The sequence below is a fragment of the Streptomyces phaeofaciens genome (assembly GCF_014648915.1).
In the GTDB taxonomy this organism is placed as follows: domain Bacteria; phylum Actinomycetota; class Actinomycetes; order Streptomycetales; family Streptomycetaceae; genus Streptomyces; species Streptomyces phaeofaciens.
In genome coordinates, this window is record NZ_BMSA01000018.1 from 15,880 (window position 1) to 37,136 (window position 21,257).

Genomic DNA, 21,257 nt, shown 5'->3' on the forward strand with positions numbered 1-21,257 from the left:
CAGCCCGGTGTGTGGCAGTCGAGGCACCCGAGGCTGAATCGACCGCCCGCACGAGGCCGCTGCGGAGTTCTCACCGATGCCGGTGAACCGGCCCGGGTCCACGCCTCGTCCTTCGCATGAATCGTCCTTGGCGCGGTGAAGGTTGCGAGCATGGAGTGGACAGACACGACCCTGGCGGGTCGGTACCGACTGGAGGCGCTCCTCGGCAGAGGGAGCACGGGTCAGGTCTGGCGGGCGGTCGATCTCGAACTGCACCGGCCCGTGGCAGTCAAGCTGCTGCATGTCGAACTGCTGGGCGGCAGCAAGCAAGATCGCCACAGCCTGGGCAGATTCGAGCGGGAGGGACGTGCGACAGCACGGCTCACGCACCGCAACATCGCAGCGGTGTACGACGTGGGAAGGCACCTGGACATGCCGTACCTGGTGTTCGAGTTGTTGCGGGGGCATGACCTGAGGACAGTGCTGACGCGTGACTTTCCCGACGGCATGCCTCTGGAGCGAGTGCTGGAATACGGTGCCCAGATCGCCGAGGCGCTGGCCGTGGCGCACGCCGTCGGCATTGTGCACCGTGACATCAAACCCGCCAACCTCATGCTGATGCCCGACGAGACGGTCAAGGTCTGCGACTTCGGCATCGCCCGTCTTCAGAGCTCGTCAGAGCCACAGTTGACACACACGGGCATGGTGATCGGCACCCCGGCGTACATGCCGCCGGAGCAGTTCGAGGGCGGGCCCGTCGACCCGGCGGCGGACATGTACGCCCTGGGCGCCACCCTCTTTCACCTGATGACCGGGCGTCTGCCGTTCACCGCACGGGACTTCCTCGAACTGCGCCTCACGCACAGCACGGTACCGGCCCCCCGAGTCGGCTCCCTGCGTGCGGACACGTCCTTCGCTCTCGAAGCGCTCATCGACGCCCTTCTGGCCAAGAAGCCGCACCTACGCCCGGTGGCCGCCGACACCGCGGCCCGGCTGCGCGAGCCGGTGGCCGCGGTTCCCCGCCCGGGTGGCGATCGGTTCACCAATCTGGAGGCGGCACTGGAGGCAGCTGACCGGATCGAGGCCGGGGGCAGCCGCGCGCGAACTCTGGCCGTGATCGCCGGGACGCTGACCGAGCGTGACCCGAGCAGAGCACGGACGGTGCTGGCGACGGCGGAGGAGGCCTTGACCGGCGACCGCTACTTCGACTCCGGGGCCGCGGGGGCCATCGCCCGCATTTGGGCGCGGTACGACCCCCGGCACGCGGCCGGCCTGCTGAACGAGGCCGAGCGCCGACTGCGCGAGCGGGCGAACGCACACAGGCGGGTCGAAGGCGAGTCCCATGACTTGGCCTCCCCTACGGCCTGGGAACTGCAAGATCTCGCCCAGGCATGGGCGACGACGAACCCGGACACGGCCGTCGAACTCGTGCGCGGTATCTCTCACGCCGATCACCGAGCCCACACGGCTTGCGCCATCGCACTCAAGGTCGCCAAGACACAGCCGGACACCGCCGAGCGTCTCGCCGGCCTCCTCGCCGGCTCGCGGCACGTCGACTTGGCGCGGATCGCTGTGGTCCTGGCCGCCACGGACCTCGACGCCGCACAGCGGGTGGCCGACAGGATCGACCCGCCGTACGGGCCGCCGTTCACCGAAATGGCGGAAGCCCTGGCCAGGAGGAATCCGTCGGCGGCCGAGCGGTTCGCTGCCGCGGTGAGTGACCCGCAGGAGCGTGCCAGAGCATTGACAGCGGTCGCTTGCCACATCGCGACGCACGACGCGGTGGACGCTGAGCGCATCGTGGCCATCATCGATTCCGACCAGCGTGCCCGAGCCCGCGACGCCGTCGCCCTGGCGGTGCTCACAGCCGATCCGCACGCAGCCGCCCGACTCCTCTCCTCCGCCGACTTCGAGCGTTACGACACACCTGTACAACTACGGATCTGCCGTGTCCTGGCCACGGTGGCCACCGACCTCGTCGAACGCATCGCACGCCGCATGTCCGGCTCGTTCGATCGTGCTGAAGCCCTGTTGACGATCGGCACCATCGTCGCCCGCGACGATCCGGTCCGTGGTGCCGGGCTGGTGGAGGACGCCGTACGGCAGGCGTCGGCCTGCGCCCGAAGCATCTCGTCGGCAGGTGGGCTGGCTCGTTTCGCCGCGGCCTTGGCATCGTACGACCGGCGGCAGGCCGCAGTGCTGTTCAAGGAGGCCGAACGGCTGGCCCGCGCGCGCAAGGTGAGGGACGCTTTCGTCGATCGAGGCACGGCCCTTCTGGAAGTCGCCGAGGAACTCACCGCGTTCGATGCGGGTGCCGCCGAACGGCTGGTCCGCAAGGCGGGGAAGAAGGCGGAAGGATGGCGGGTGGAACGCGTCGTCGTCGCAGTTGCCAAGGTCGACCCCGTCGCCGCAGTACGCATCGCTCGGACACAACGACCCTCGTACCGGTGTGCCGCGGCGCTGGTGAACGCTGTCCGGGCCATTGCAGCAGTGGATCCGGCCGCGGCCAGACACCTGGCGGAGCAGATCGACGAGCATCGCCATCAGGAACAGGCTTGGACGGCCATTGCCCAGCACCTGGCGGTTGTCGACCCCGGCGCCGCTGTCCGATTCGTCACTGATCTCGCGGAACAGTTGGACGCCGCGGAGCCGGACGGATGGGGGAGGCGCAGGATGCCGGTCGAGCTGGTGGAAGTGGTGGCACGGAAGGACCCCGCCGCCGCGCAACGCCTCATCGGAACGCTCGAACACCACAATCAGGACCAGGCGTGGTCGGCAATTGCCACAGCGTGGGCGGGCGCCGGCTCGCGTGATGCCTCGGATGGATACTGATCACTGCTCGGCGCGGAAATGGCTTTGGCTTTTGTGTATGGCCCAGGGGCAGCGGCTGGTGGGAGACTCGGTCACGCGTTCAGGCGGGGGAGGAGGGGGACGATGACAGTATGGGAGGCCTGCTTATGGGGTGTTCTGGGAGCCGGAGCGGTCGAGGCTCTTGATCTGTACGGCGCCATTCGCAGAGTTCAGGGCTATCCCTGGCGTGAGAAGGGGCATACTCCCCTCGGCCCCTATCTTCTGTCCGTCATTCTGAGACTGGGGCTCGGTGTCGGTGTGGCTGCCGCCTTCGGCGCCTCCGGACAGGCCGGAGGCCCGGTCGGGGTGGTGGCTGTCGGTATCGCCGCCCCGAAGATCCTTGAGCAGATCGCGCGGCAGGGACTTCCCCCGATCGAGCAGGGCCAACCGCCCGGTGGCGATCCGCGAACGGCGGTACGCCGGGAGCAGGCTGGCCGGGACACAGGGGGTGCTGATGCCGACTGAGTCCCTTCCGCGACGCCTGTGGGCCGCGATCGCCCGCACCACGCCAGGCGTCGACGGCGACAGCCCCGCATCCTCGGGTGCGTCGGATCATCTCCGGTCCGCGGTGGCACGCACACCGGAAGCCACGGGAATGGCCAAAGCGCGGTCGCTCATGACCGAGGACCATGCCGACTACGAGCGCACCGTCGACCTCGCGCTCAACGACCCCGAACTGCACGCCATGATGGAGGCGCGCAACTGCCCGCTCTCCCCCGAACAATTGCGTACGATGGCGATGAACGCCACCGCGTTGATCACCGCTCCGGCGGCGACGGAGTACAGGGCGTACGTGACACTGCGTGAAAGGGAACGCGTGGCGCAGGGCAGAGCCGAACTGTCGGAGGAAACGGCCGGCGCGGGCGCCGCAGCCATAGTCGCGGTTCTGTTTCCCGTGCTCGCAGGTGCCTTGTCCGTGCTGCTCCTCGTCTCGGGATACGTCCTGCGTCTCGTCAGTTCCTGGAGTGTCTCGGACCTCCTGATCACAGGCGGTTGGATATTCGGTGCCCTCACCGCTGTCAGTATCGTGATTGCTTCTGTCGGCCTGCTACTGACGGCGTTGCGCAATGCGGACGCATCGGCGGCGTCGACTTCGGAGGAAGTCGCTCGGGCGAGGGCGGCCTGGCAGGAGGCACTGCTGGAACGGGGCATCAGAGTGTTCCTCCGTGCGGCCGTCGACCCGGACACGTAGCTCTGTTTCCCGCGAGCCGCGGCCGCCGCCTTTCCGAGCCCACGGCAAAGGGCAACCGCGCCGCGCGGCCCCGGCCGAGTCAGCCCTCCAGACGGTGGTGATCCTCGGAGCCCCCGCACCACCGGACGCTCCACCAGCAGTTCGGCCCATGTCGTCAGGGGCCCGTTCATGCATGATGACGGGATGAACCACACCGATGAGCGCTTCCACGTCATCGTACTGTCGAACTTCGCGAAGGGCTTCGACAAGTACGCGTTCGCCTACGGGAAGGCGGGGATTCCGGAGAGTACCTTTCCCGACCGGTTCCACCTGCTGACCCGTGCGGAGTTGGGAATCGGCATCGGCAAGGCGCGACGCCTGCTGGACCGTCTGGCGATACCGGGCGACCGGCTGCTGGTGCTGGAGACCATGGTGGACCCGGACACGTTGGTGCCCAACGTGTCGACCGGCCTCGGCAGGGAACTGCACGAGGCTCGCATCCGGTTGTCGGCGGTCCACGAACTCGACGAAGGAGGCGACGAGTTCGCTCTGCGCCCGACCACCGTCGAGGATGCGATGGCGGCCTCCCTGCAACTGCAGGGATCGGCGCTGCGTCGCTACGTCGACACACGACCGCGCTCGGTTTCGGTTCTGCCGGTGGCCTCCGCCTGCCAGGCCCGGTGTTCGTTCTGCTTCTCCTCGGCTTCGATCTCCAGCGACCAGGCGCCGGCACGGGTCCCGTGGGACGCGGTCGCCCACTGGCTGGAGCGCGCCCGTGCGGCGGGTGCCGAGCGGGCGGTGATCACCGGCGGCGGGGAGCCCACGCTCATACCGTTCGAACAGCAGCTGCGGCTGGTGTCCGCCTGCTCGGCGGCCTTCCCGAAGGTCGTGCTGATCACCAACGCGCACACCCTGGCGAAGGGCCGGCACGCTGACCGGGCCGACCGCCTCGCAGCCCTGAGCGCCGCAGGTCTGAGCGTGCTGGCGGTCTCCCGGCATCACCACGACGACGACGCCAGCGAGCGGCTGATGATGCTGCGCACGCCGGTGAGCTCGGTGATCGACACCTGGCGCGGGGGACGTGACCGCTGGCCGGGGTTGCGGATGAGGCTGATCTGCGTGCTCCAGCACGGCGGCGTCGCCGACGCCGCCGGGGTCGCCGACTACCTTTCGTGGGCCGCGGCTCTCGGTGTCGAGGAAGTCTGCTTCAAGGAGCTCTACGTATCCACCAGCACCGAGTCGCTCTACTTCGACCGCACCGCCAACGTCTGGAGCCGAGAGCACCAGGTTTCGCTGTCCGTCGTCACCCGGTTCGCCGAGCAGCACGGCTTCGAACCGGCGAGCCGCCTGCCCTGGGGCGCGCCGGTGTACCACGCCAGCTGGGACGGACGGCCGATGCGGATCGCCGCCTACACCGAACCCAGCCTGCTCTGGGAACGCACCCATGGCATCGCACGCAGCTGGAACGTCATGGCCGACGGACGCTGCTACGCCTCCCTGGAGGACCGGGCCAGCGAGATCGTGCCGGAAGGTGCAACGGCATGAGGTTCGACGAGTTCCAGGAATTCCGGCAGCGGCAACTCGGTGCTTCCTCGTCGCTGCTGGACGCCGCCGAGACCAACGTGTACCGCGCGCTTGCTCCGATGCGACCGGAACAGCCGACCGACATGCGTACCGTGCACCGGTGCGATCTCGCCCGTGCCTGGCTGCGGCGCTTCGAGCTGCCGCAGGAGTGGTCCGGCCAGGCGATGGTCTGTCGAGGGGTCCGGCACGGGCTCGGTGTGGTGTTCCACCGGCTGCACGCCGAGCAAGCGCGGTTGTGGCTGCCCAGCGACGTGTACCCGGTCTACTTCGAGCTGGCCCGCGCCGCGGGCCTGGAGCCGGCGTCCTACCCGACGTTGCCGACGCCGGCCCTGCCGAGGTCGCCGGCGGACCACCGGCCCGAATACCTGCTGCTCGCCAACCCCAGCAAGCCGCTCGGCAGATACCTGACCGATGCCGAGTGCGACGCGGTGATCTCGTGGTTGCGCGAATCACCACACCGCCGTCTGCTGATCGACAGCGTCTACGACCTGGGAGCCCCGTTCGCCGCCGGCACACGGCGCTTGCTGGACACCGGCTGTGCGGTCCTGCTGCATTCGGTCACCAAGGGATGGCTGTGGCCCCGCACGTTCGGCGTGGTCCTGCTGGGGCCGGGGCAGGCCGAACTGGCCGAGGCGTTCCGGGCGGATCCGCCGACATCGGCACAGCTGAGGCTCGCGGACCGTCTGCTGACCGAGCACAGCGACGTGCCCCGGCAGGTCGTCGACGAACTGGCCGCACGGGCCGAGCGGCTGTTCGAACGGTTGCCGGACGACGTGCTCGGGGCGATTCCCACGGCGAGCCGGACTTGTCCCGGCAACTACTTCTTCCCGGTGGGAATCCCGGCGGAGACGCTCCAGCGCGAGTACGGCGTGCTCGCCCTGCCGGCCGGCGTGTTCGGGGAGAGCAGCTGGACCGGCTCCGTCCTGACCAGCCTTGGTGAGGCCTTCGGCCCGACGCCGACGCCGACGCCGACGCCTACGGCTCGATGACGCCACGAAGGCTTGGCCGTAGACGTTTCCGACGACTGTCCACTCGGCCTGACGCCGTCGCCGGCTCCTGACATCCACTCGCCGGTGGTGCCACAGCACGTGCCGCAACGGATGGGCTGCCGCGGGCGGGATGCGGGCGCTGGAACGGGCTTCCTCGACGGCGTCGGCGTCGGCGTCGGCCTCGGCCTCGGGGCCAGGGTCGGCCGGGACGGTCAAGGCCGTGGCGCCGCGGACGCTCGCGTGACACCCTGATGACCGTGATCATCAGGGTGAGTGAGGCACGCGTCCGTCCTGAACGGTTCGAGGCGTTCCACGACATGATCGTCTCCGCGGTACGCGAGTTCCCCGGCCGCTACCCGGGTCTGGTGGACCACGAAGTACTGCTCGCGCCGCCCGACTCGCTGCTGTACGTCAGCCGCTGGCGCAGCGAGCGGGATCTGGTCGCCTACGCCGGCGAGCAATGGCGCGACCAGCCCGTGGTTCTGCCGGGCGAGGACGAGTACCTCCTCGCGCCGCTTCAGGTACGGCACTTCACGCTCGCGCCTCTGAACTGAGCCCAACGGTCGACCGCCCGCGCAACGTCTGCCATGAAAGGTCGTTGAGCAGGGAAGCCTCCAAGGCGGCGCGTCCGCTCCGACCGTGCGCCCGGTCCGTCGGCGGACGGGCCGTGGGGGACGGCCGTGGGCGTGCGTACGGCGCCGCGCGGTGAACCGGTCGGGCTGGCGGAGGGGGCGGTTGACCAGGTGCGGAGGTGTCGGGGGGCCGGATTGCTGTGGGTGCTCCTGTGCGGTGTTCTCGTCGGGCAGGTGCTCCTGTGGCCCACCGTGGGGCGGGCCGAAGGGCTGACCTCGGCAGCGGACTGCGCCGAGCGGGAGTTCAAGGGGGCGACCGGGCACGCCCGGGTCACGTTCGACCACGAGGGCCGGACGTACACGAAGGTGACCAGCGATCTGACCGTCACCGTTCCGATGTCCTGGACGCATGCCGACAAGTTGCTGTTCGGACCGCGGAGCGAGGGATACCTGCTGGCGATGCGGTGTCTGGTCCGGGGCGACCTGCCGTTCGGCACGCGCTGGGAGGAGTGGCGCCCGTACGAACCCGTCGTGACGCCCGGCGCCACGACGGTGACCGTGGAGATCCGGACGTACGCCTGGGTGGACGAGCGGCGCGAGCTCCTCGTCGGACCGTGGACCGTCGACGTCCGGTCGGCGTGGTGGGAGGTGCGGTTCACGCCCCCGAAGATCTTCGATGCCGTGCGCTGGCAGGATGTGGTCGTGGACCCCGGCCGGCCGGGAGCCTTCAGGGCGACGCCGCGTCCCACCCGGGGTGACGGCGCCCACGGGCTGGCCTGGACCTCCGTGGTGCCGGGGCGGCCCATCACCGTAGGCATCGAGCCGTCCTGGCCCCGGCGCTGGTCCGCGCAGGACGACAACGCGCCCTTCGGAGTGGTCGACGCGGCCGGGTACCTGCTCTGGGACCTCCTGGTCGCCGGGGCACTGTGGCGGGGTGCGGTCCTCTACCGCCGCCGGCACCGGACGCTCGACCCGGTCGAGCGGCGGGTCACGGCCAACCTGAGCAAATGGGGCGCGGCCCTGTTCTGTCTGTCTCTGCTCGCCAACACGGACAGGGTGGTGTATGTCGCCGCGGGCGTGTTCGAGGACCCCGAGGAGTGGGCCCAGCACGCTCGTTTCGCCGTGCACGCGTGGTGGCTGACGGCGCTGGCGGGGGTGGTCCTGCTGCTGTTCGCCGGTGCCGGACGCCGTGTGCGTGTCGTCGGCATCGTGCTCGCGGCGGTGGCGGCCGTGCCCGGGGTTCTGCCGGGCGCGGTCGGGCTGCACGCCCCGACGTTCGTCCGCCCCGAGGTGGACGGCCATGCCTGGTACACCATGGCGACGGTCGCCGCGGCCGCCGTCGCGTCGTTCACGCTCCTGGTGCTGGGCACATGGGCCGCCGCCTGGCGGCTGTTGCACGACGGCAGGCTCCTGCGCGATCCCGGTGCGGACTTCCCCCTCCGCAGGGCGCTCGCGCTCTCCGCCGGCGGTGTGCTCGTGATCTGCGTGTGCCAGGCCGTCGCGAAGGAGCGCGACTGGCTACGGGGCAGCTGGCCGAGCGCCTTCGTCAACCCGACGTACGTTGTCCGGTGGCCTGACGGCACGCTCACCCGGCAGGTGGGGTACGGGGCCTGGCATCGGGCCGAGTTGCGCAGCGGGCTGGTGTGGTCCGTCGACCAGTTCCAGGACTGGTGGACGGGCAAGCTGTGGATCCTGACGGCGCTGGCCCTGCTCGCGTTCCTGCACGCGGCATCCCGCAGGCGTACCGACTTCTCGGCACCTGCTGAGCGGCTCCCGGTGCTTCGCGGCGAACCGGGGTCCGCGGAACGGTGGTTGCTGCTGGTGTCCTTTCCGGCCGTCGTCGTGCTCTTCCTCGGGATCTACGCGGCGAACAGCGCGCCCACGCTGCTCTGGTTCTTCCTGGACGTGGCCGCCCTGGCCGTGTGCCTGCGCTGGGGAGCCGGGCAGGCCGTGCTGCACCGACGTGTCGGAGTCGGGGGGCCGCGGCTCGGCGATCTGGTGACCCCGGCGGACCGCGCCGTGCTGCTCACGGCGGCACGCACGCACAGGGAGAACCTCGCCAAGCTCCGCCGGCTCGAGCACGGGCAGTCCGACGACGCGGCGGTCAGGCGCGAGGACATCGAGACGGAGCTGGGAAACCTCCGCCGGTGGACGAGCGGGCCGGGCGGGCCGGGCGGGGCGGTGCAGGGGCGTGAACTCCCGCCGGGGGTCACGGTCGTGGACGCGGTCCTCGCGCTCGGCCCCCAGGACACCTGGTGGGGCAACGGGGTCCGGGCCGCCCGGTACGCCGCACTGGTCTCCACACCCTTCGCCGGGCTCCTGACCTGGGCGCAGACACTGCGCGGCGATGCGCTCAACGGTACGCTCTACGATCCGTTCGGCTTCCCCGACGTGGTGTGGTCCGCCGCCTCCTGGGTGTTCGCCTTCGCCTCGGCGGGCTTCCTCCTCGGCGCGCTGTGGCGCCGGCTCCCCGGCCGGCGCGGCCCGGTCAAGGCGCTGCCGCTCGCCGTCGCGTACGCCGCGCCGGTCGGCCTCTTCGCCGTCGGCAACCATCTGCTCGGCGAGGAACAGGACGTCCTCGCGCTCGCCTCGGCGGCGGTCCTGTTCGTCCTCACCCTCACGGGCCTCGCGATGGACCTCGACACCTTCCGCGCGGAGCGTGCGTTCTGGCCGTCGCGGATCCCCTTGCTGCTGTCCGTGTACCAGCTGCGGTTCTTCTCCTTGCAGATCGCCTGGATCCTGGCGCAGATCGTCGCGGGGATCGCCCTGTGGCAGTTCTTCACCGGGGCCGACTCCCCGCCGTCCGGGGGCGGCTCGGTGGGCAAGTGAACGAGCCTTCGGCGGGGAGACTTTCAGGCCACTCGCCGAAGCGATCCCAGCGCACCCGCCCCCAGCAGGGGCAGCATGACGTGGTGAGCGGCCCGGTGTGTCAGGGGTTCACCCAGGCGCTCGGAGCGTTGGTCAACGCGGCCACGTCAGGGGGTAGTTGGGCCGACGCCACGTCGGCCAGCGACGAGCCCTCGAGAATCTCGCGCACGTTGGACCGCAGTGCGATCCACAGGGGGAGCAGCGATTCGGCGGGGCCGGTGTAGGACAGGTCCGGGGGGCGGACCCCGCGCACCGAGACGAGCGGCCCGTCCACGGTGCGTATGACGTCGGCGATGCTGATGGACTCGGCGGGCTTGGCCAGCCGGTAGCCGCCGTTGCCTCCGCGCTGGCTGAGGACGAGACCGCCCCGGCGCATGTCGTTCAGAATGCTTTCGAGGAATTTGTGGGGGATGTCCTGGGCGTCGGCGATGGCCTCGGCCTTCAACGGCCCGTCGTCCCGTGACGCGGCGAGCAGTAGCGCGGCACGTACCGCGTAGTCGGCCCTGGCTGAGATCCGCATGTGCGCATTATCCCGTACTGCTTCGGTCGGGGTGTCCCCGCCGGGCGGTCGAAGCGCCCCGGTCGCGGCGGGCGTTCAGGGGGCGTCGTCGCCCTCGACGACGTGGCTGGGTGTGCCGTCGACGCTCGTGGGGACGGTGCTCGCTGATCCGGTGTTCCTGCGGCATCCGGTCAGACGGGCAGGACGAACGGAGGGTGCGCGCCGTTGAGGAAGTAGTCCCCGACGTCGCGGAGCCGGTGGGCGACGGGCTCGTACAGGCTATGGGTCCGGGCGTTGCGCCAGAAGCGGTCGAAGCCCAGCCGCGAGGACGCGGAGCGGGGGCCGAGGATGTCGAGGGCGCGGGTGGTCGATTCCGTCGCGGCCTTCGAGGCGGCGGCTTCGGCCATGGTCACCAGGACCGAGATCTCCGCGTACTCGTCGTAGGCGAGGTCTTCGCCGCGGGACAGTCCGCCGTGCACGGCTTCCAGCGCCTGCCCGGTGAGCGCGGAGGCGGAGCGGGCGAGGACGGTGAGTTCTCCGTAGGCGGTCAGCATCTGCGGGTCCTGGGGAGAGCCGGCCGGCCAGGCGGTGTGCCGGGGCGAGTGCCCCGCCCGGCTGTACTCGCGGGCTTCGGCGAGCACTCCCTCGGTCATGCCGAGAAGGATCTGGACGGAGAGGAGACGGCCGACCGGCGAGGTGAGAGCGGCCAGGGGCGACAGGACGTCCTCGTCCGCGGAGAGGGAGCCGAGTATGTCGCGGGCGGCGACCGGCACGGAGTCGAACTCCACGCTGCCACCGGCCGCGAGCCGCTGGCCGAAGGTGTCGGCATCGCCCTCGATCCGCACGCCGTGATGGGTGGGATCGACGGTGACGGCGAATGGTTCACCGGTGTCGGCCCGCCGGGCCCGCACGGCGAGGCGGTCGGCGACCAGGACCCCGGTGGTGTAGCTCTGCCGGCCGTCGAGGACATAGCCCCTGGTCTTCCTGGACAGGGCCAGGGGCAGTTCCTGGTGCGCGAAACCACCGCCCCAGCACCACTGCTCCGCCGCGGACCTCCGCTCGACCTGAGTGGCGAGGGCGGGCTTGCTCAGGAACCGGGCGCTCCACGACAGGAAGTAGTGACAGCCGAGCAGTTGACCGATCGCCCCGTCGGCGGCGGCGATCTTCCGGACGACGGAGTAGGCCGTGGGCCAGTCCGCGCCGCCTCCCCCGAGGCCGGCCGGTACGAGGAGCGTCAGCAGTCCCGCCTCACGCAGTCGGGACACCTCGTCGAACGGGACCTTGCCCGCCTGCTCCCTGGCCGCGGCGTCGGTCGCCAGATCGTCCGCCGTCTCGCGGGCCACGCGCAGCCAGTGCGCATGGCCGGGCCCGTGCAGGGCGGATTCCGCGGCGGGTCCGGACGGCGCGATGGCAACGTCCATGGCGGTGACTCCTCAAGGTCGGCGGCACGGCGGGGTGGTGAGGTTCTCCTGCTGGTCGGGCACGTACTTGTAGCCCACCCGTCGTACGGTGACGATCCGGGTCCGGTGTGCCCTGCCCAGCTTGTGGCGCAGCCGCGAGATGTGGACATCGACGGTGCGGCCGTCGCCGATGTGGTCGTAGCCCCAGACGGCGGCCATCAGCCGCTCGCGCGAATGCACCTGGTGGGGATGCAGAACGAGATGGGCCAGCAGCCCGAACTCCAGGTAGGTGAGATCGAGTTCGTGTCCGTCGACTTTCGCGGCATGCCGCGCGGAATCGATGCGGATGGCACCGCCGCCCGTCCGCCGTGCAGGGTTGGTGCCCTCGGGGACACGCACGAGCCGGCCGACGAGGGGTACGTGACCGTCTCCCTCGTCGCCGTCCTGCGCGGTGTCGCCCACGAGGCGCGGACCGTGCACGTCGGGGAGCGGCGAAGCCGATGGAGTGGCCTGGGCCGGTGGTGCCGTGGTCATCGCGGTCGTCCTTCAGGGATGCTTCGGGCCGTCAGGCGCCCTGGGCGGGTTCGCCTGACCACCTGGGTGAGAAGAGAAGGAGCGGAGCGGCACGCGCAACGTGGTGCGCCGCGTGCCCTATCCGCGACAGCAGGCGGCGCTGACGACGTGACCAAAGTCGACATGCCGACGACGAACGAGTCGTTGCTGCGTGGGGGACATGAACATCATCCTGCGCGGCCGGCGGGCGGGCCGTCAATGCTTTCCTAGTAATTCGATAGGAAAACTAGGGAAACGGTGTCGTGGGTGGGCCCGAGGCCACGGTCGACCGCTCGGCGTCAGCACCCGCGCCGTGGGCCTCGACGCCCGGCGACTGCACGCTGATCGCCCACAGTGCCGTGCCGTGCTGCCGTGCTGCTGGCGGCGCTGTCGAAGCCCTGGCTCCCGGACCGGCGACGACAGGGGCGCGGCTGCGGTGTCAGTGTGCTGAAGTACGCTTCCCGCCACCGCGCACCGACTGGGAGGACCGAGAGAATTGACTGGCCTGCTTGCTTTCCCGCTGCCCTTCCATGCTTCCCGTTCCATAGCGTTCGCGACACCGCGAACGCTGAGGGAACTTCAGATGATGCAGTGCAGCTCACACATTCGAGCGAAGCCGGGATGGTTCGACAAGGTGAACGATGCCGACATCGTCGCCAGGTGGATGCAGGAAGCGGTCGCCCAGGGCCTCACCGAGGCGCAAGTTCGCTACGTACTTGACGAACTCGTGCATTACGTCGCGCTGCGGGACGGACGAACCGGCGTCGAGGTGTCCGCCGTCGACGGGGTGTGGCAGTCGGACACACTGGTCGACGACAAGCTCCGATCCCGGCTGCGCGAAGCGGTTCGGGTTCTGGAACAGGTCCCCGAAGCGGAGCAGGACTGGCATCCCGGATCCGACGGCCAGGTACTGGACCTGGTTCATCCCTCACTCTTCTGCCTGGTGAGAGAGGTGAGCGGTGCGCCCGAGCGGGCCTGGCAGAACCCGACAGACCGCTACTCGAAGTACGAATTCTCGGAGAAATTCCAGTGGCTGCCCACGGACGTCGACGTCAGTGACGACGGCGATGTCGTCTTCCGTTCATACGTCAACAACGTCCACCCCGAGACTCATCGCGAACTGGCCTCCGTCCTGCCGGACTTGTTCGCGCGATTCCGCCCGCTGCTGGAGAACGTGCTCACCGACCTGCGCCATCCGCGACCCCTGCGGATCGAGGCCGATCCTTACGGGTGGTACGACTCGGAGCCGGAGTATCCGGACAAAGCTTCCCACGGTGATGACGGAGCCTACGCGGAGGCCGTCCGTGCTTGGGAAGAGGCCCAGGACGACTGGTGGGAGAACCGCCGCCCGGTCATCCCGGACGCCCCGGTCTTCACCTCGCCGGAATTGCCCGATGAATCGGCCCGAGTCGACCTGCGCGGTCGCCGTCTCCAGGTCATCGTCAAGCTCGCCACCATTCATCTCACCCCGGACAAGCCCGAGTACTCCGGCGGTTCCTGGCATGTCGAAGGGATGTTGAACGAGCGGATCGTCTCGACCGGCATCTACTACTGGGACAGCGAGAACATCACCGAAAGCCGACTGAGCTTCCGGGCGGCACTCGACGACCCGCGGTACGAACAGAGTGACGACAACGGCATGCGTGAGGTCTACGGCCTGGAGGACGAAGACGCGCTGAATCAGATCCTGGGATCGGCAGCGACCCCAGCGGGCCGCTGTCTGGCGTTCCCCAACATCCTCCAGCACCGCGTCGGCCCATTCCGTCTCATGGACGAAACCCGCCCGGGACATCGCAAAATTCTCGCGTTCTTCCTGGTAGACCCGTCGGAGAAGATCGTCTCGACATCCGATGTGCCACCGCAGCAACCATGGTCCGACACCTCGACCATGACGCTTGAACAGGCCAAGGACTACCGCGAACAACTCATGCAGGAACGCAAGTTCTTCGTCGACGAACACAACGAGCAGCTCTATGAACGAGAGTTCTCCCTCTGCGAGCACTGAACTTCTGGCAGGAGCCTGTCGCCCGCATGACTGCCAAGGGTCTCTCGCGGCAGTGTCCGTCCACGGCTTCGGGCCCTTCAGCGGGCATGGCACTACGATCAACGCCGTGAGCGGCTCTCCGCACGGCCCGCCAGGCCACCGGACGGAAGGTGAGAAGTTCGTGCAGGCCCTGCGACTGCTGACCATGAACACCCTCTTCACCGGCGATGTCCAGGCTCGGCTGCGTGCCCTCGGCGCGGCGCTCCAGCAGTCCGACTACGACATCGTCTGCCTCCAGGAAGTCATGCTCCGCCGCAACGCCCGGCTGATCCGCCGTGCCGCTCCCGCATACCGGCACTTCGCCTACTCGGGAAGGGGCCTGCTCAAGGGCGGCCTGGTGCTGTTGTCCCGGTGGCCGATCGGCCGGTGGCGGTTCGTGCCGTACCCGATGACGGGCCCGGTGCGCGGTGAACTCCTCATGCGCAAGGGTGCCCAGATGGCGTCCGTCACCACCCCGGACGGTGAACTGGTCGTCGTGAACACCCACTTGTCGGCCAACCGCGACGACGACTGGTCACCCACGAACCGGTACACGCGGATCGCGCGGGCCGAACTGGCCCGGCTCACCGAACTGATCGCGGACATCGGCCCGTCCCTGCCCGTCGCCGTGGTCGGTGACCTGAACCTCCCGCGCGACTCGGAGGCCCTCGCCGACTTCGTCGCCACGGCGGGGCTGCGCGACATCCTCGCCGGTGACACGCGTCCGACCTACCGGCCCACACCTCGATGGCCGTCGCCGCCCGCCCTGGACCACGTACTGGTCCGGGCCGCAGCCGGCGAGACACTGACCGGCGGCGCCGACTTCGTGTTCCAGGACACGGTGACACTGGACGACGGCCGTCAGGCCTACCTGTCCGACCACTACGGCGTGCAGGCACAGCTGATCCGGTCGGAGTGAACCGAACCATCCCAGATGCGCGTGCTGATGCCCACCACGGTTTGCGCACCGGCCATGCACCTGGCCTGCCGAAGGTCACGCCATGCCCCGGCCCGTCTGATCAGGCGCCATCAACCTCGGCCTGGTCATTTCCCTGAACTTGTTGCCGAGCTGCACTCGTGGCGACGATGTCGATGGCGACTCGAAGCGGTGTCTCCGCGTTGCCGAGCAACGCACGGGTGATGGCGATGGCTTCGATGGTGCCCGTACCGCGCTCGGCCAGGAAGGCCTGAACGGCCTCCATCCCGTCATTCTCGAGGACGGGCCGGCACTGCTCGACCAGGGCGACCCAGCGTGCGGCCTGCTCGGGGCGTAGTCCGCTGAAGTGGTCGAACATGGCTTCTTCTCCTTGCTGAGCCGATGGGCCCATAGGCGTCTGCGGTCGGCCGGCTGCGACGCCTTGGATGCACCGCCGGGGGAGGCTCCTGGTGCTCCCGGTGCTCCCGGTGCTCCCGGTGCTCCGGGACACCGAACTCCTGTTCCGCGCCTACGCCGGCCCTTACGAAGGCGGGGCAGGCGAGAGGTGCGGGGCGAGGACGGCGGCGACGGCCTCGTCGAGGGTGGTGGCCGGGTGACCGAGGACGCGCCGCAGATCGCCGGTCTGTCGCTCCAGCGCGCCACCACGGACCTGCTCCTCCAACCAGCCCTGGGCGCCGGGCGCCCGGCCGGACCGGTCCCGGCGCACGACGGGTCTGCCGTAGAGACGGCTGAGCGTGTCGGCGAGCTGGTCGTAGGTCCACAGATCGCCGGTGAAGTCGTAGGCGCGGCCGAGGTGGCCGTCCTCGGTCAGGACGCGGGCCGCGGCCTCGGCGAGATCGCTGCGCAGGGCGGTATTGATACCGCGCCCGCCCGTGCCGTCGGTCAGCTCGCCCGAGGCGACGGCGTCGCGCAGACCGGGGTTGATGAACGCCTCGCTGTAGAAGGGGTGGCGCAGCAGCGTGTGGGGCAGCCCGCTCGCCGTCAGGGTGCGCTCGGTGGCGTGGTGAGCGGCGGTGACCCCGTCGGCCTGGGTGTCGGCCCCCAGGAAACTGGTGTAGACGATCGAGCCGACTCCGGCGTCGAGGGCTGCGTCGACGGCTGCCCGGTGCTGGGCGGCGCGTCGGGAGGGGTCCAGCTCGGGGGAGGAGATCAGCAGCAGCCGGTCGGCTCCCTCGAACGCCGTACGGAGCGTCTGAGGCGCGTCGTAGTCACCGGGACGGACCGTCACCCCACGGGCGGCGAGGTCCGCGGCCCCGCCGGGATCGCGCACCGCGGCTGTGACACGGCCGACGGGACACCGATCCAGCAGCCGGTCGATGACCAGCCGACCGAAAGCCCCCGAGGCGGCCGACACGACAATCATGCACAACTCCCTTATGCCGCCCGCTCCGAACGTCCGGCTCACCATCTGCGAACAGCGAACGAGGCGTCAAACCCTTTTCCACCGGGACCGGCCCGCGCTCCGCCGTGTCCCACGCCGTCTGCCGTCTGCCGTCTGCCGTCTGCCGTCCGAGGCCCCGTACTGGCAGAACGTACTGGCAGAACGTCGCCTCCACGACGGTGACGGAATCCGCCGAGCCCTCCGGGCCTACGCTCGTCGACATGATCGAGGTTCCGCACGCACTCGCCGACCGTCTCGCCCGGCACGGTGGGGAGGCCGGCAGGGCCTTCGCCACGGCCCTTCCCGACCTCGCCGGAGAATTCCTGGACCGCTGGGAGCTGACCCCCGGCGGCCCCCCGATGCACGGCTGGAGCGCCCTCGCGCTGCCCGTCACCGGCCCGGACGGTGCGGAATCCGTGCTCAAGCTCCAGGTCCTCGACGAGGAGACCGTGGGCGAACCGGTCGCTCTCCGGGCCTGGGACGGCGCCGGTGCCGTACGGCTTCTGCGGCACGACCCCGCCACCAACACCATCCTGCTGGAGCGCTTGGACCCGGCGCGCGACCTGACGTCCGTCGAGGACCCGCGGGAGGCGGTCCGGCTCCTCGCCGGACTGCTGGCCCGGCTCACCGCGCTGCCCGCGCCCGCGGGGCTGCGCGGGCTCGGGGACGTCGCGGCGGACATGCTCGCCGAGGTGCCGGACGCCCTGCCACTGCTCGGCGACGAGGACGAGCGTCGGCTCCTCGCGGACTGTGCGGCGGCTGTGCGGGAGGTCGCCGGCGAGCCCGGGGACCGGCTCCTCCACTGGGACCTGCACTACGAGAACGTGCTGGCCGGCGACCGCGAGCCCTGGCTCGCCATCGACCCCAAGCCGCTGGCCGGAGACCCCGGCTTCGATCTGATGCCCGCGCTCGACAACCGCTTCGACCCCGCCGCCGCCGAGATCCGGTGGAGGTTCGACCTGCTCACCGACGCCCTCGGGCTCGACCGGGAACGCGCCCGCGCCTGGACGCTCGCCCGGGTGCTCCAGAACTCCCTCTGGGACCTGGAGGACGGTGAACCCGGGCTGGCGGCGGAGCAGACGCGCGTGGCGAGGGTGCTGCTGGGGCGGGAGTGAGTGCGAGCCGAGGGATACGGGACCGCCGGGCATGGCGAGCCCTCGAAGATCGAAGAGACGCCCCCTAGACCGCCGGAAGGTCGGCCCAGCGTGTGATCCCCTCGGTGCCTACGCGTACGCCGCAGCGGGCAGCCAACGCGGTGACGATGTCGATGCCGCGGCCGTGTTCGTCCGGGTCCGAGGCTCCCCACCCGTCACCGGCGAGAACGGGTCCGGCGTCGGTCACTTCCACGCGCAGGGCCCCACGTCCGTCGACGCGGACCCACGACAACCGCAGCGTCGCCGGTGGCAGGGCGTGGACCAGTGCGTTGGTCAGGAGCTCCGAGACCACCAGGAGCGCGTCCATGACGGCGTCGGGAGACAGGCCCCAGTCGGCGAGTATGTTGCGGACCCGCCCGCGGACGGCGGGAACGGCCCCGGGGGCGTGAGGCACGGGGCACACATGATCGACAGCGTCGACGCCGAGGCGATCGACTGCCTTGGGGCCGACGATGTTGAGCTGGGCGGCCATCTGCCCTCCTCGACGAACGGTGCCGGCGGGTGCCGACGTGACGCACGCTATGAAGTGGAACGTAACCGGTCAATAAACGTCGGTCGGCATTACCGAACGCAAGTCGAGATCGGGAGAAACCGCCCTGCCATGGCCGCTGTGGGACGGGGAAGCCGGATCTAGAATCGCGGTATGGCCGGTCCCGTCCAGTCCATCGAACGGGCGGCGGCAATCCTCCGCCTGCTCGCCGCGGGCCCCCGTCGGCTCGGGCTCGGGGAAGTGGCCGTCTCGCTGGGGCTGGCGAAGGGGACGACCCACGGCATCCTGCGCACCCTCCAGCACGTGGATTTCGTCGAGCAGGACGCGGCGACCGGAAAATACCAGCTCGGGGCGGCCCTCCTGCATCTGGGCACCAGCTACCTCGATGTGAACGAACTGCGATCGCACTCGATCAACTGGGCCGACGCCCTGGCCGCCCGCAGCGGCGAAGCGGTCCGCCTGGGCACTCCCCTGGAAGGCAGAGTGCTCGTCATCCACCACGTCTTCCGGCCGGACGACACCCTCCAGACCCTGGACGTGGGTGCACTGCTGCCCCTGCACGCGTCCTCGCTCGGAAAGGTGCTGCTGGCGTTCGGCACCGCGAACCTCGATTCGGCGGTCGATGCCGGGCTGGAGGCGTACACCCGGCACACCCTGGCCAGTGCGGACGAGCTGACCCATGCCCTCGCCGAGATCCGGGAGAACGGCTGGGGCGCCGAAGTACAGGAGATGAGCATGGGGGAAGCCGGCGTCGCCGCGCCCATCAGGGGGCACGGCGGCCTCGCGGTGGGCGCCATCGGCGTGTCCGGCCCGGTCGAGCGGATCTGCGACGCCAGGGGCCGGCCGGAACTCAAGCTGCTCACCCTGCTCCGTGAGACCGCCCGGGCGATCTCACGAAACCTGGGAGCCGCCCGCTGGTAGGTCCCACGGGCAGCGCATCTCCACGCATCGGAAGGCGGTCCGGATCATGGTCGAACGGTATGTGATGTCCATCGACCAGGGCACCACCTCCACCCGGTGCATCCTCTTCGACCACCGCGGGCGACTGGTGTCCGTGGCCCAGCGCGAGCACCAGCAGTTCTTCCCGAAGCCCGGCTGGGTCGAGCACGACGCCCTGGAGATCTGGCGCAATCTGCGACGCATCGTGCCCGAGGCCCTGTCCGGCGCGGGCGACGGCGTCGCCGCCGAGGCCGTCTCCGCCCTGGGCATCGCGAACCAGCGGGAGACGACCGTCCTCTGGGACCGCCGGACCGGCACCCCGCTGAGCAGGGCGATCGTCTGGCAGGACACCCGGACGGCCCCGCTCGTCGAGGACCTGCGCAGCGACCCGGGCGACGCGTTCTTCCTGGAACGCTGCGGCCTGGCGCCCTCGACCTACTTCTCCGCACCACGGATCCGCTGGCTCTTCGACCACACGCCCGGACTGACACAGCGGGCCGCGAACGGCGACATCCTGTTCGGCACCATGGAGTCCTGGCTGATCTGGAACCTCACCGGGGGGACGGCGGGAGGCCGCCACATCACCGACGTGACCAACGCCAGCCGCACGATGCTCATGAACATGGCCACGCTCGCATGGGACGAGGAACTGCTGGGGTTCTTCGGGATTCCGCACGCGATCCTGCCCGAGATCCGGTCCTCGGCGGAGTGGTACGGCGAGGACCGCTCGGTGCTCCCCGGCAGGCCCATCACGGCCGCCCTCGGTGATCAGCAGGCCGCGCTCTTCGGGCAGACCTGCTTCTCCCCGGGCGAGGCGAAGTGCACCTACGGAACCGGCAGCTTCCTGCTGCTCAACACCGGCACCGACGTCGTCCGGTCCAGCAATGGACTGCTCACCACCGTCGCCTACAAGCTCGACGAGCAGCCCGCGGTCTACGCGCTGGAAGGCCCGATCGCCGTCACCGGCGCCCTGGTCCAGTGGTTCCGCGACCGGCTGGAACTCATCAGCAGTGCACCGGGCATCGAGACCCTCGCGCGGACCGTCGAGGACAACGGCGGCTGCTACATCGTCCCGGCGTTCTCCGGTCTCTTCGCACCCCACTGGCGCAGCGACGCACGCGGTGTCATCGTCGGCCTGACCTCTTACATCACCAAGGGGCACCTGGCCAGGGCGGCGCTGGAATCCACCGGCTGGCAGACGAAGGAGGTCGTCGACGCCATGAACGCCGACTCCTCGCTCACTCTGCGAGAGCTGAAGGTCGACGGTGGCATGACGTCCGACAACCTCCTCATGCAGATCCTGGCCGACGTCCTCGACGTGCCGGTGGTGCGGCCCATGGCGGCCGAGACCGTCTCCCTGGGCGCCGCCTACGCCGCAGGGCTGGCCGCCGGCTACTGGGCGGACCTGGAGGTGCTGCGCGGCAACTGGCACCGGGCGGCCCAATGGCTGCCGGACATGGACCCCACGCGACGGGCATCGGAGTACGAGAACTGGCAACGGGCCGTCGAACGGTCCTTGGGCTGGATCAGACCGTCGAACGGCCCCTAGCGTTCCGGCCGGAATTCTACATTTCTCCAGGTCAACGGCTTGATTGATGCCGGGGATGCGGCGGGGGTCCGGGGTGCGCGGGATCGTGGTCGTCGACCCGTGCGGGCGGTGGGAGGCGTCCACGCCCACCGCTCCAGGGCGAGCGCTTCCCGCAATTGCGCACCGCAGGAGGGAGTGCGGGCCCACGCGTCACCGCGGATCCACCTCCTCCAGTCATCGCGCACCGGCTCCGGTATCCGCCGGCGGAGTTCGGCTCGTGTGGCCGGAAGTCGCCCACGCTGGGCGAACAGATAGTTACGCGCTGGTAACTTGCGGGTGTT

Annotated in this window: 18 protein-coding genes; 12 read left to right on the forward strand and 6 right to left on the reverse strand. The window is 69.9% G+C overall.

Annotation, left to right across the window (positions count from 1 at the left end):
• The first annotated feature begins 150 nt into the window (after nt 1-150).
• The 7 genes from IE275_RS27290 (at nt 151) to IE275_RS27320 (ending at nt 9,974) form a co-directional block, all read left to right on the forward strand.
• On the forward strand, nt 151-2,811 hold the full coding sequence (locus IE275_RS27290; protein ID WP_189714074.1) for a serine/threonine-protein kinase: 2,661 nt from the start codon (nt 151-153) through the stop codon (nt 2,809-2,811).
• Between the two features lie 102 nt (nt 2,812-2,913).
• A complete protein-coding gene (locus IE275_RS27295; protein ID WP_189714075.1) occupies nt 2,914-3,294 on the forward strand; it encodes a hypothetical protein in 381 nt (126 codons plus the stop codon).
• A complete protein-coding gene (locus IE275_RS27300; protein ID WP_189714076.1) occupies nt 3,284-4,021 on the forward strand; it encodes a hypothetical protein in 738 nt (245 codons plus the stop codon). Before IE275_RS27295 ends, IE275_RS27300 begins: the two co-directional genes overlap by 11 nt.
• A gap of 183 nt (nt 4,022-4,204) precedes the next feature.
• Nucleotides 4,205-5,545, forward strand: coding sequence for a radical SAM family protein (locus tag IE275_RS27305; RefSeq protein WP_229870613.1), 1,341 nt, complete (start codon nt 4,205-4,207; stop codon nt 5,543-5,545).
• Complete coding sequence (locus IE275_RS27310) at nt 5,542-6,573, forward strand: aminotransferase class I/II-fold pyridoxal phosphate-dependent enzyme (protein WP_189714078.1); 1,032 nt, start codon at nt 5,542-5,544, stop codon at nt 6,571-6,573. Before IE275_RS27305 ends, IE275_RS27310 begins: the two co-directional genes overlap by 4 nt.
• Nucleotides 6,574-6,824: 251 nt before the next feature.
• Nucleotides 6,825-7,127 carry an antibiotic biosynthesis monooxygenase gene (locus IE275_RS27315; protein ID WP_189714079.1) on the forward strand — a complete coding sequence of 101 codons (303 nt, stop codon included), beginning with the start codon at nt 6,825-6,827 and terminating at the stop codon, nt 7,125-7,127.
• Between the two features lie 222 nt (nt 7,128-7,349).
• A complete protein-coding gene (locus IE275_RS27320) occupies nt 7,350-9,974 on the forward strand; it encodes a DUF6185 family protein (RefSeq protein ID WP_229870649.1) in 2,625 nt (874 codons plus the stop codon).
• Between the two features lie 100 nt (nt 9,975-10,074).
• Here the strand turns inward: IE275_RS27320 and IE275_RS27325 are convergent, their stop codons facing one another.
• The 3 genes from IE275_RS27325 to IE275_RS27335 form a co-directional block, all read right to left on the reverse strand.
• Entirely contained in the window at nt 10,075-10,533 is a 459-nt protein-coding gene (locus tag IE275_RS27325) for an RrF2 family transcriptional regulator (RefSeq protein WP_189714081.1), read from the reverse strand.
• A 170-nt stretch (nt 10,534-10,703) separates the two neighbouring features.
• Complete coding sequence (locus IE275_RS27330) at nt 10,704-11,933, reverse strand: acyl-CoA dehydrogenase family protein (protein ID WP_189714082.1); 1,230 nt, start codon at nt 11,931-11,933, stop codon at nt 10,704-10,706.
• Between the two features lie 12 nt (nt 11,934-11,945).
• Complete coding sequence (locus IE275_RS27335) at nt 11,946-12,446, reverse strand: winged helix-turn-helix domain-containing protein (RefSeq protein ID WP_189714083.1); 501 nt, start codon at nt 12,444-12,446, stop codon at nt 11,946-11,948.
• Between the two features lie 514 nt (nt 12,447-12,960).
• Here IE275_RS27335 and IE275_RS27340 point away from each other — a divergent pair.
• Entirely contained in the window at nt 12,961-14,469 is a 1,509-nt protein-coding gene (locus IE275_RS27340) for a DUF4246 domain-containing protein (RefSeq protein ID WP_189714084.1), read from the forward strand.
• 106 nt (nt 14,470-14,575) lie between these two features.
• A complete protein-coding gene (locus IE275_RS27345) occupies nt 14,576-15,406 on the forward strand; it encodes an endonuclease/exonuclease/phosphatase family protein (RefSeq protein ID WP_189714085.1) in 831 nt (276 codons plus the stop codon).
• Between the two features lie 100 nt (nt 15,407-15,506).
• On the opposite strand, the gene IE275_RS27350 is transcribed toward IE275_RS27345, so the two are convergent.
• On the reverse strand, nt 15,507-15,782 hold the full coding sequence (locus IE275_RS27350; RefSeq protein ID WP_189714086.1) for a hypothetical protein: 276 nt from the start codon (nt 15,780-15,782) through the stop codon (nt 15,507-15,509).
• 162 nt (nt 15,783-15,944) lie between these two features.
• Nucleotides 15,945-16,787: an NAD(P)H-binding protein gene (locus IE275_RS27355; RefSeq protein ID WP_189714087.1), complete on the reverse strand. Its 843-nt coding sequence runs from the start codon at nt 16,785-16,787 to the stop codon at nt 15,945-15,947.
• Nucleotides 16,788-17,026: 239 nt separating this feature from the next.
• On the opposite strand from IE275_RS27355, the gene IE275_RS27360 reads away from it, so the two are divergent.
• On the forward strand, nt 17,027-17,920 hold the full coding sequence (locus IE275_RS27360) for an aminoglycoside phosphotransferase family protein (protein ID WP_189714088.1): 894 nt from the start codon (nt 17,027-17,029) through the stop codon (nt 17,918-17,920).
• A 64-nt stretch (nt 17,921-17,984) separates the two neighbouring features.
• Here IE275_RS27360 and IE275_RS27365 read toward each other — a convergent pair whose 3' ends face one another.
• A complete protein-coding gene (locus IE275_RS27365) occupies nt 17,985-18,431 on the reverse strand; it encodes an ATP-binding protein (protein WP_189714089.1) in 447 nt (148 codons plus the stop codon).
• Nucleotides 18,432-18,602: 171 nt separating this feature from the next.
• On the opposite strand from IE275_RS27365, the gene IE275_RS27370 reads away from it, so the two are divergent.
• Together IE275_RS27370 and glpK are read left to right on the forward strand one after the other, a co-directional pair.
• Complete coding sequence (locus tag IE275_RS27370) at nt 18,603-19,370, forward strand: IclR family transcriptional regulator (protein ID WP_189714090.1); 768 nt, start codon at nt 18,603-18,605, stop codon at nt 19,368-19,370.
• A 46-nt stretch (nt 19,371-19,416) separates the two neighbouring features.
• Nucleotides 19,417-20,937: a glycerol kinase GlpK gene (glpK, locus tag IE275_RS27375; protein ID WP_189714091.1), complete on the forward strand. Its 1,521-nt coding sequence runs from the start codon at nt 19,417-19,419 to the stop codon at nt 20,935-20,937.
• Nucleotides 20,938-21,257 lie beyond the last annotated feature (320 nt).

What these genes read in the sequence shown, in the direction of transcription:
- IE275_RS27370 (WP_189714090.1), top strand. Translation starts at nt 18,603, where the DNA reads ATGGCCGGTCCCGTCCAGTCCATCGAACGGGCGGCGGCAATCCTCCGC.
- IE275_RS27310 (WP_189714078.1), top strand. Translation starts at nt 5,542, where the DNA reads ATGAGGTTCGACGAGTTCCAGGAATTCCGGCAGCGGCAACTCGGTGCT.
- glpK (WP_189714091.1), top strand. Translation starts at nt 19,417, where the DNA reads ATGGTCGAACGGTATGTGATGTCCATCGACCAGGGCACCACCTCCACC.
- IE275_RS27290 (WP_189714074.1), top strand. Translation starts at nt 151, where the DNA reads ATGGAGTGGACAGACACGACCCTGGCGGGTCGGTACCGACTGGAGGCG.
- IE275_RS27365 (WP_189714089.1), bottom strand. Translation starts at nt 18,431, where the DNA reads ATGGCCGCCCAGCTCAACATCGTCGGCCCCAAGGCAGTCGATCGCCTC.
- IE275_RS27295 (WP_189714075.1), top strand. Translation starts at nt 2,914, where the DNA reads ATGACAGTATGGGAGGCCTGCTTATGGGGTGTTCTGGGAGCCGGAGCG.
- IE275_RS27300 (WP_189714076.1), top strand. Translation starts at nt 3,284, where the DNA reads ATGCCGACTGAGTCCCTTCCGCGACGCCTGTGGGCCGCGATCGCCCGC.
- IE275_RS27325 (WP_189714081.1), bottom strand. Translation starts at nt 10,533, where the DNA reads ATGCGGATCTCAGCCAGGGCCGACTACGCGGTACGTGCCGCGCTACTG.
- IE275_RS27305 (WP_229870613.1), top strand. Translation starts at nt 4,205, where the DNA reads ATGAACCACACCGATGAGCGCTTCCACGTCATCGTACTGTCGAACTTC.
- IE275_RS27355 (WP_189714087.1), bottom strand. Translation starts at nt 16,787, where the DNA reads ATGATTGTCGTGTCGGCCGCCTCGGGGGCTTTCGGTCGGCTGGTCATC.
- IE275_RS27360 (WP_189714088.1), top strand. Translation starts at nt 17,027, where the DNA reads ATGATCGAGGTTCCGCACGCACTCGCCGACCGTCTCGCCCGGCACGGT.
- IE275_RS27330 (WP_189714082.1), bottom strand. Translation starts at nt 11,933, where the DNA reads ATGGACGTTGCCATCGCGCCGTCCGGACCCGCCGCGGAATCCGCCCTG.
- IE275_RS27315 (WP_189714079.1), top strand. Translation starts at nt 6,825, where the DNA reads ATGACCGTGATCATCAGGGTGAGTGAGGCACGCGTCCGTCCTGAACGG.
- IE275_RS27350 (WP_189714086.1), bottom strand. Translation starts at nt 15,782, where the DNA reads ATGTTCGACCACTTCAGCGGACTACGCCCCGAGCAGGCCGCACGCTGG.
- IE275_RS27335 (WP_189714083.1), bottom strand. Translation starts at nt 12,446, where the DNA reads ATGACCACGGCACCACCGGCCCAGGCCACTCCATCGGCTTCGCCGCTC.